Origin of the sequence: Brevibacterium sp. VCM10 (assembly GCF_000583215.1) — a bacterium.
Taxonomy (GTDB): domain Bacteria; phylum Actinomycetota; class Actinomycetes; order Actinomycetales; family Brevibacteriaceae; genus Brevibacterium; species Brevibacterium linens.
Genome location: NZ_JAJB01000069.1, coordinates 25,676 through 34,015, shown reverse-complemented (window position 1 = coordinate 34,015; position 8,340 = coordinate 25,676). Strand labels below are relative to the sequence as shown.

The 8,340-nt window shown below is 67.2% G+C and carries 7 protein-coding genes; 1 reads left to right on the top strand and 6 read right to left on the bottom strand.

All coding sequences use genetic code 11. The features are described 5' to 3' along the window. Window positions 1-38: 38 nt before the first annotated feature. The 5 genes from holA to AD89_RS0116315 form a co-directional block, all read right to left on the bottom strand. Window positions 39-1,022, bottom strand: a complete 984-nt coding sequence (gene holA / locus AD89_RS0116335) for a DNA polymerase III subunit delta (RefSeq protein WP_025780592.1) — start codon at window positions 1,020-1,022, stop codon at window positions 39-41. Window positions 1,023-1,081: 59 nt separating this feature from the next. Further along, the gene (locus tag AD89_RS0116330) at window positions 1,082-3,316 is read right to left on the bottom strand and encodes a ComEC/Rec2 family competence protein (RefSeq protein WP_025780591.1); all 2,235 of its coding nucleotides are present in this window, start codon (window positions 3,314-3,316) and stop codon (window positions 1,082-1,084) included. 82 nt (window positions 3,317-3,398) lie between these two features. Beyond that, the gene (locus tag AD89_RS0116325) at window positions 3,399-4,277 is read right to left on the bottom strand and encodes a ComEA family DNA-binding protein (RefSeq protein ID WP_025780590.1); all 879 of its coding nucleotides are present in this window, start codon (window positions 4,275-4,277) and stop codon (window positions 3,399-3,401) included. 127 nt (window positions 4,278-4,404) lie between these two features. Next, window positions 4,405-5,280: a DegV family protein gene (locus AD89_RS0116320; RefSeq protein WP_025780589.1), complete on the bottom strand. Its 876-nt coding sequence runs from the start codon at window positions 5,278-5,280 to the stop codon at window positions 4,405-4,407. After that, a complete protein-coding gene (locus tag AD89_RS0116315) occupies window positions 5,277-6,584 on the bottom strand; it encodes a UDP-glucose dehydrogenase family protein (protein ID WP_025780587.1) in 1,308 nt (435 codons plus the stop codon). Before AD89_RS0116315 ends, AD89_RS0116320 begins: the two co-directional genes overlap by 4 nt. 95 nt (window positions 6,585-6,679) lie before the next feature. Here AD89_RS0116315 and AD89_RS0116310 point away from each other — a divergent pair, with 95 nt between their 5' ends. Beyond that, on the top strand, window positions 6,680-7,396 hold the full coding sequence (locus AD89_RS0116310) for a hypothetical protein (RefSeq protein ID WP_025780586.1): 717 nt from the start codon (window positions 6,680-6,682) through the stop codon (window positions 7,394-7,396). 86 nt (window positions 7,397-7,482) lie between these two features. Here the strand turns inward: AD89_RS0116310 and nadE are convergent, their stop codons facing one another. Beyond that, the gene (nadE, locus tag AD89_RS0116305) at window positions 7,483-8,316 is read right to left on the bottom strand and encodes an ammonia-dependent NAD(+) synthetase (RefSeq protein ID WP_025780585.1); all 834 of its coding nucleotides are present in this window, start codon (window positions 8,314-8,316) and stop codon (window positions 7,483-7,485) included. Window positions 8,317-8,340 lie beyond the last annotated feature (24 nt).

Here is an 8,340-nt window from a genome sequence, read left to right as displayed (position 1 = left end):
ACCTCGCGCGAGGTTGCTGGGCCGCCGTCAGGTAGCAATTAGCGGAGGCGGGCGAGGCGGGCAACTTCTGAGACGAACCATTCGACAGCGTAGACGGGGTCGCGCCCTCCGCCCTTGACGGCCGCGTCGGCTTCGGCCGCGGCAATGAGCGACTGGCCGAGCGCCACCTCGTTCCACCGCCTCACCTCCCGGCGGGCACGGTCGACCTGCCATGGCGCCATCTTCAGCTCCGAGGCCAGCTCCCCGCTGGTGCCGGCGAATCCCTGCACCTTCGCCATGCCGCGCAGCTTCATCGCCACTGCCGCCACGAGCGGGACCGGATCGGACCCGGTCGACAGCGCATGCCTGAGCAGACTCAGCGCGTTCTTCGCATCTCCGGCCACTGCCGCATCGGCGACCTTGAAGCCGGTGGCCTCGACTCGTCCACCGTAGTACTGATCGACGACCTCGGCGGTGATCGTGCCTTCGGTGTCTTCGATGAGCTGGTCGACCCCGGCATTGAGTTCGGCCAGATCGGAGCCCAGCGCCGACATGAGCGCGGCCATTCCCGCTTCGTCGATGCGTCGCTTCGCGGTCTTGAACCGGGTCTGAGCGAACTTCGCCCGATCGCTTTCGTTCTTCAGCACCGCCGCATCGATGCGCGGGAACCCGGCGGAGTCGAGCTTCTTGATGAGCTTCGCTCCCCGATTGCCGCCGGCGTGCAGCAGCACCACCACGGCGTCATCGTTCGGGGCATCCAGATAGTCGAGCGCGTCCTTGAGGAAGTCTTCCGAACACTTCTCGACGGCATCGACGACGATGAGCTTCGAGGCGGAGAACAGAGACGGTGAAGCCGCCATCGCCAGCTCACCGGCCTGGTACCCGGCAGCATCGAACTCGATCTCTTCGGGATCCTGCTTCCGCGCGGCCGACACGATGCGATCCTTGGCCATGCGCACGAGCACCGATTCGCCCCCGGAAATCATGACGACAGGGGCGGGTTTCGCCGAACTCCAGGGGATCAGGGTCTTCTTCACTGCCATGGACCCCAGCTTATCGCGGCCGTCCGACATGCCGATACGGCGCACTGACATCCACGATCTCACCCCTTTCCCTCGGCACAGCCGCGTCCGGTGCTGAATACACTCTGTGCGTAGAGCGCAACCGAACCGCAGTGATCGGTGCGCAGCACGGGCACGGGGCCGAAGGACCGCAGCGACTTCTCGCTCGGATGTCCGAAGCTGTTCTCCCCCACCGAGATGACGCCGAGGCCCGGCGCCGCGGCAGCGAAGAATTCGGGAGCCAGATCGGAGGAGCCGTGGTGGGGTGCGACGAGCACATCGACCGGCTGCACCTGTTGGGCGAGCACATACTGCTCCTCGGCTCCGACGTCGCCGGGCAGCAGCGTGCTCAGTCCCTCCTGCTCGACCCGCACCACCAGGGAGTCCTCGTTGCGCAGTTCCTCGTCCTCGGCTGCGGGAACCGACCGCAGCGGCGGCCACAGCACGTCGAGTCTCGCCGTGTCGAAGGTGAGCGTCTGACCGCGGTGGGTGGGGACCGCCTGCGCACCGGTGTCAGCGATCACGCGCCGTGCTTCCGGCGAGGTCACCACATTCGCGGAGACGAACAGCCGGTCGATCGTCCGCCCCCACGTCGTGCCGGCGTATCCGGCGAAGTGGTCGGCATCGAAGTGGGAGATGAACAGGTCGAATTCCTCGATCCCGGTTGCGTCGAGGCACGTGTCGATGGGTTTCGGCTCGCGCCCCGTGTCGACGACGAGACCGCGACCGCCACCGAGGTTGATCACCGCCGCCGACCCCTGACCGACATCGCAGACGAGCACCAGCCAGTCCTCGGCCGGCGGCTTCGCCCTCACCGTGACGATGACTGCGGCGGTGAGCACACAGCACAGAACGAGCACGGGCAGGCCCCAGAGCCTGCGACGCACGAGCATCCCGGTTCCGACCACGGCCAGGCCGAGCAGCCCGAGTGCCAGCAGCGTTCCGACCGGCGGCACCGGCCAGTCGAGGCCCGCACCGGGCAGGGCGGCGCAGATTCGGGCGATGAGGACGATCCACCAGGCCGGAAACGATCCGATCCAGGCCAACAGGGCCGGGGCGAAGTCGCCTCCGGGCAGTCCCGTCGTCGCGATGCCGGTGGCCACGAGGCTGAGGAATCCTGCCACTGTCGCCGGCATGACCGCGGGTGCGGCCAGGGCGTTGGCGGCGACCGACCAGAGTCCGATGCGCGGATCGATCGCCACGAGCACCGGGGTGCACGCGAGTTGGGCGACGAAGGGCACGATGAGTGCGGTCACGAGCACAGTGGGCAGCAGAGGCAGGTGCACGGCGAGGCGGCGCAGCAGGACCGGGACGACGAACATGATCGCGGCCGTGGAGACCACGGACAGGACGAACCCCACCGAGGTGGCCAGCACGGGGACGAAGGCCAGAAGCAGGCTCGCTGTCGAGCACATGACCGCGACCGGGGAGATCCCGCCGCCGCGCAGGAACACGAGTGCCGCCGCGATCGCCATTCCGGCGGCGCGGATGGCGCTGGGTTCGAAGCCGACGATGAAGACATAGGCGAGGCAGGTGAGCACCCCGATGCTCACTCGCAGCCGCGGTCCGGCTCGGCAGGCTCCGGCGAGCAGTCCGGCACCGAGGCTGACGATCGTGACGTTGCTGCCGGATACGGCCGAGACGTGGGTGAGGGAGACGACTCGCATATCGTCGACCATCCGGTCGTCCTGCGGTGAGGTGTCGCCGACGACGAGCCCGGGCAGCAGCCGTCCGCCGTCGTTGCCGGCGGCCACCGAATCCTCGCGCAGTTCGGTGCGAAGCGTCTCTCGCCACTGCCACAGTGTGTTCGGTTCTGCCAGCACGTGTGGGTCTGCATCGGTGGCGCGGATGTCGTCGAGGCGGGCCGTGCGCATCCGCACTCTCGCTCCGTCCGCGGCGGCTTCGGGGCTGAGCACGTGGGTGAACCCGGTGGGTGTGACCAGCGTCAGTCGCGTCCATCCGGACGCTCCGGGTTCGCTGTGGCCGACGACGAGCCCCGTGGTCTCGGCCTCTTCATCGGGGCCGTGTGCGGCGGCCAGGGCGGTGATCTGGATGGTCAGCAGACAGGTGAAGACGAGGATCCCGACACCGAGGTGATGGTGCCGTCTCAGGACAACGCCCCCGACGAACCCGAGCACGGGAATACCGAACAGCGCCCATGGTCCCGGTGCCAGGAGTGCGCTGGCCCACAGGCCCGCGGCACAGCAGAGGAGACGGACGGAGCCCGGCCACAGCGCCGCGTGCTCCCGCATCGAGGCGACCACTGCCCCGGACATCCGTGCCAGTCCGGCGCGCCTGCGCTCCCACGCCCGCGTCCCAGACCCTGGCGCTCGAGACCGCGAACCGGGACGGTCCGATTCAGCCGACGGTGACAAGGTCTTTGAGGCTCTCGAAGGTCTTCGGCCCGATGCCTTTGACGAGCAGCAGATCCTCGACGCTCGCGAACGGCTGCTGGCTGCGGTGGCTGATGATCGCCTGTGCGGTCACCGGCCCGACTCCGGGCAGCGTCTCGAGAGTCGTGGCATCGGCGGTGTTGAGATCGACTTTCCCGGTCCCGGGTGCTCCACTGTTCGCGGCTGCGGAAGAATCCGCGGTTCCCGGTGAACCGCTGCCTCCTCCCGCGCCGACGCCGTCCGCCCCCGCACCATCGACTCCGGCTGCCGGTTCTTCGCCTTCTGTCGGGATGTGGATCTGCTCACCGTCGGCGAGCACGCGCGCCAGATTCACCGCTTCGCCGTCGGCTCCGGGGCTCAGTCCTCCGGCGGCTTCGACGGCGTCCTGAACCCGGGCGCCCGCCTTCAGGGTGACCACGGAGGGATCGTTCACCGCCCCGGTGATATGGACGATCACCTCGCCGTTCGCATTCGCCGACTTCGCCGAGGCGGCTCCTTCCCGTCCTACGGCTGATCCCGCCGATCCCTCACCGGCTTCTCCTGTTTCACCGCCCTCGCCGGTCACAGCAGGCGACTGACCGGCTTCTGCACCGTCGCCGGGGTCGCCACCGCTGCCCACAGGCGAATGCTGTGGAGCGGGCCGGAAGAGGAAGAAGGCGAGGACGAGGATGCCGACCGTGGCGATGCCCAGGGCCACCACAACGGGCAGCCGCACCCGTCGCGGCTCGACGGGTTCCTCGTCACCGGCGGTGTCGGCGGTATAGATGTCGCCCGGCACCCAACCACCGCGCTCGGCACTGGCACCCAGGAGGCCCGCGAAACGATCATCCGGAGACACAGCCATGACCCGACGATAGGCGCTGCTGGCACACGACGGCCATGACAGCGCCCCGGCCTGTGGACACGGGTTCGGCGTCCACAGGGCTGAGGTGGTCAAGTCACACGAGCGTCCCCAGACCGGGGTGTGTGAGTCAGGGCTGCGTCTGCACGGTCACGCCGACCGTGCCGGGCCCGACATGGGCGGTGATGATCGTCGACAGCGTCCTGAACGAGGGCGCGAATCCGAGCTCACGCAGCCGTGAGCTCAGCAGTTCGGCATCGGCTGCGTCCATCTCCCCTTCGGCGTTCTGCACCTCGACCTGCACGGTGTCCTCGGGGTCAGCCACCTCGGAGGCGGCCTGAACGGCGAGAGTGACGATCTTCTCCAGGGCTTTGGAGCGAGTGCGCACCCGGGCGAGCGGAACGACGACTCCGGCGTTGAGGCCGAGCACGGGAACGATCTGCAGGGCCCTGCCCAGCAGCGATGATGCGGCACCGATCCGGCCGCCTCGGCGCAGATGTTCGAGGCTGCCGGGGGCGAACACGGAGTGGGTCTCGGCCGCGCACCAGTCGGCGATGGTTCCGGCGATCGATTCGACGTCGAGTCCCTGCCGGATCCCGGCCACAGCCACGGACAGCGCCCCGGCCAAGCCCGCCGAGGTGGTCCTCGAGTCGACGACGTCGATGAGGATGTCCTCAGCTGCGGCGGCGGTGACCGCGGAATCGCGGGTGCCCGACAGTTCCGCGGACATCGTCACGACGATGATGGCCTCGGCCCCGTCCTTACGCAGCCGCGCATAGGCGTCGGAGAACTGAGCCGGGGTGGCCATGGACGTGGTGACCTCGGTGCCGTCGGTCATCGTCGCACACAGATGCCCGGCATCGACCTCACCGTCGGCGAAGGCGACTCCGCCGATGAGCACGGTCAACGGCACCACGGCGAAGAGGCCGCCGGTGGCCTCGCTCAGCTCCTCGCGCTCGTCAGCGGACAGCTGCGCCGTGGAGTCGGTGACCAGCCCGATCCTCATGGGCGGCCCAGCGCCCGGTAGGTCCAGCCCGCTGCCCGCCACAGTTCGGGAGTGAGCACATTGCGGCCGTCGACGAGCACCTTCGCGCTGACGAGTTCAGCGGTCGCCGCCGGGTCGAGGTCGCGGTATTCGCGCCATTCGGTCAGCAGCAGAACCGCTTCGGCACCCTTGAGAGCATCCTCGGCGTCGGCGACGTAATCGAGTTCGGGGAACGACTTCTGCGCATTGCCGATCGCCTGCGGATCGGTGACGGTGACCAGCCCGCCCTGGGTGGCGATGAGCCTGGCCACGGCCAGGGCCGGCGAGTCGCGGACGTCATCGCTGTCCGGTTTGAACGCGGCACCGAGGATGGTGATCTTCTTGCCGATGAACGACCCGCCCAGGGCGTCACGGGCGATGTCGACCATCCGCACACGACGGCGCATATTGATCGAATCGATCTCCTTGAGGAACGCCACCGCCTGATCGGCGCCGAGCTCTCCGGCCCTGGCCATGAAGGCGCGGATGTCCTTGGGCAGACATCCGCCGCCGAAGCCGAGCCCGGCGTTGAGGAATTTGCGGCCGATCCGGTCATCCATGCCGATCGCGTCGGCGAGCTGGGTGACATCGGCTCCCGATGCTTCGCAGAGTTCGGCCATGGCGTTGATGAATGAGATCTTGGTGGCCAGGAACGAGTTCGCCGCGGTCTTGACCAGCTCGGCGGTCGCGAAGTCAGTGATCATTCGGGGCGTGTCTTCGGCGAGGATCGAGGCGTAGACCTCGTCGAGAGTCGCGGTCGCGGCCTGCCCCGGCTCACCGTCGGCGACTCCGTACACGAGACGATTCGGGTGGAGGGTGTCCTCGACGGCATGCCCTTCACGCAGGAACTCCGGATTCCACATCATCGCCGCTCCGGTGCCGGCGATGATTCCGGCCAGACGCTCGGCGGTGCCCACGGGAACGGTCGACTTTCCCACAACCACCGACGTCGCAGTCAGGTGCGGGTGCAGGGATTCCACGGCCGCATCGACATAGGTGACATCGGCGGCGAACTCACCGGGCTTCTGCGGAGTGCCCACACATACGAAGTGCACGGCCGCCTCGGCGGCGCGGGAGATATCGGTGGTGAATTCGAGTTTTCCGCGCTCCTGAGCCTTCACGAGGAGTTCACTCAGTCCCGGTTCGTAGAAGGGCGGACGGCCGGAGGTCAGGGCCTCGACCTTCTCCGTGTCGACATCGACTCCCGTGACCTCATGGCCCAGAGACGCCATCGCTGCCGCATGGACCGCGCCCAGATATCCGCAACCGATGACTGAAATTTTCAAACCGAGCTCTCCTGGGTATTGGCATGCGTTTTCGACCACACTATATGCCACCCGGTTGCACGATATGTGGAGGTTGAAACAGTAGGCTGGGAATTGTGAAGCGTTTCCTTGATTTCCTCACCAACTCACCGGCGGCTGTGACGTTTGCGGTGCTCACCGTGCTCGGCATCATCGCCTTCGCCATCCCCGGGCTGCACTCTGCAGCATGGGTCATCGGACTCGTGCTGTGCCTCGGCGTGATCGCCGCGCTGCTGATGTTCCACGGCGAATGGCGACGTGCCCAACAGCAGATCGACGCACTGCGCCAACAGCTCAGCGTCGAGCGCGGGCGGATGGACACTCTCGGACTGACCCCGGTGGAGGACACGGTCGAGCTGCTTCCCGATGAGCGTCGCGCCCGTCGCATCCTCGAGCTCATCCCGGATTCGTCGGGCCTCGTCCAGTCCCTGCGACTCGATGCGACCTTCGCGACCGTCGCCGTCGACGAACTCGAACCGCTCACCACATTCTGTGCCGAGTTCAAGAAGGCCAGCTTCGACAACCCGCGCTCGCACACGGCGTTCATGAACCTCTACCGGGCTGCCGAGGGACTATCGATCTGGGTGAAGGAGGAGACTCAAGTCTCTCCCGATGATGCCGGCACCCGTGAGATCCGTCCCGGCGATGCCCGCAAGGACGGCTGGCGCGGTTACACCGAGGCTCAGAGCCGCGGCGAACGCCTCAGCGACGATTTCGTCTCCTCCCGGTGGGAGTTCAACCAGACAGCACTCGAACTCGGACTCGTCTCAGGCAGTCCGCCGTTCAACGACTGACAACGTTCCACAGCCGACGTTCGGCAAACTGTTGGGGCCCTCACATTGTGAGGGCCCCACCTGCTGTCAGTGTTCATCTGCTCGGCTCAGTGCCGGATCCACCAGGAATCGACTGGAGCCACGGGGGTTCGTCGCTTGTGTTCCGACCGGCGATACTTCTCGATGAGCGCCGAGGCAGCCGCGGGCTCGATCTCCTTCCCTTCGAGGAAGTCATCGATCTGGTCATAGGTCAGACCCAACGACGATTCGTCCGTCTGCCCGGGTTCGTCATCGAGCAGATCCGCGGTGGGAGCCTTGACGATGAGATGTTCGGGAGCGCCGAGGTGGCGCAGCAGGTCCCGTCCCTGTCGTTTGTTCAAACCCGCCAGAGGAATGACGTCGGCCGCGCCGTCGCCGAACTTCGTGAAGAACCCGGTGACCGCCTCGGCGGCGTGATCGGTGCCGACGACGAGGGCCTTCTTCTCCCCCGCCAGCTCGAACTGGGCGATCATCCGCATCCGGGCCTTGACGTTGCCCTTGCCGAAGTCGGTGATCGGCGTTCCGGTGGCCTTCTCGTACTCCTCGGCGGCCGCATCCGTGGCGGCGCCGATGTCGATCGCCAGCTCATGATCGGCGGCGATGAACGACAGTGCATCCTGGGCGTCGGCCTCATCGGTCTGCACATGGTGAGGCAGGCGCACGGCCCAGAACTCGGCCTCGGCACCGCGACGGCGCAGGTCCTCCACCGCCAGCTGGCAGAGCCTGCCGGCCAGGGTGGAGTCCTGTCCGCCGCTGATGCCGAGCACGAGTCCTCTGACCCCGGTGGTGAGCACATAGTCGACGAGGAACTCGACACGGCGGGCGATCTCCGTCGCCGGGTCGATCTGCGGTCGCACGCCGAGGGCGTGTCGGATCTCGTCCTGGACTCTGTCGTTCGTCATGCTCTCACCAGTCGTAGTCGAAGA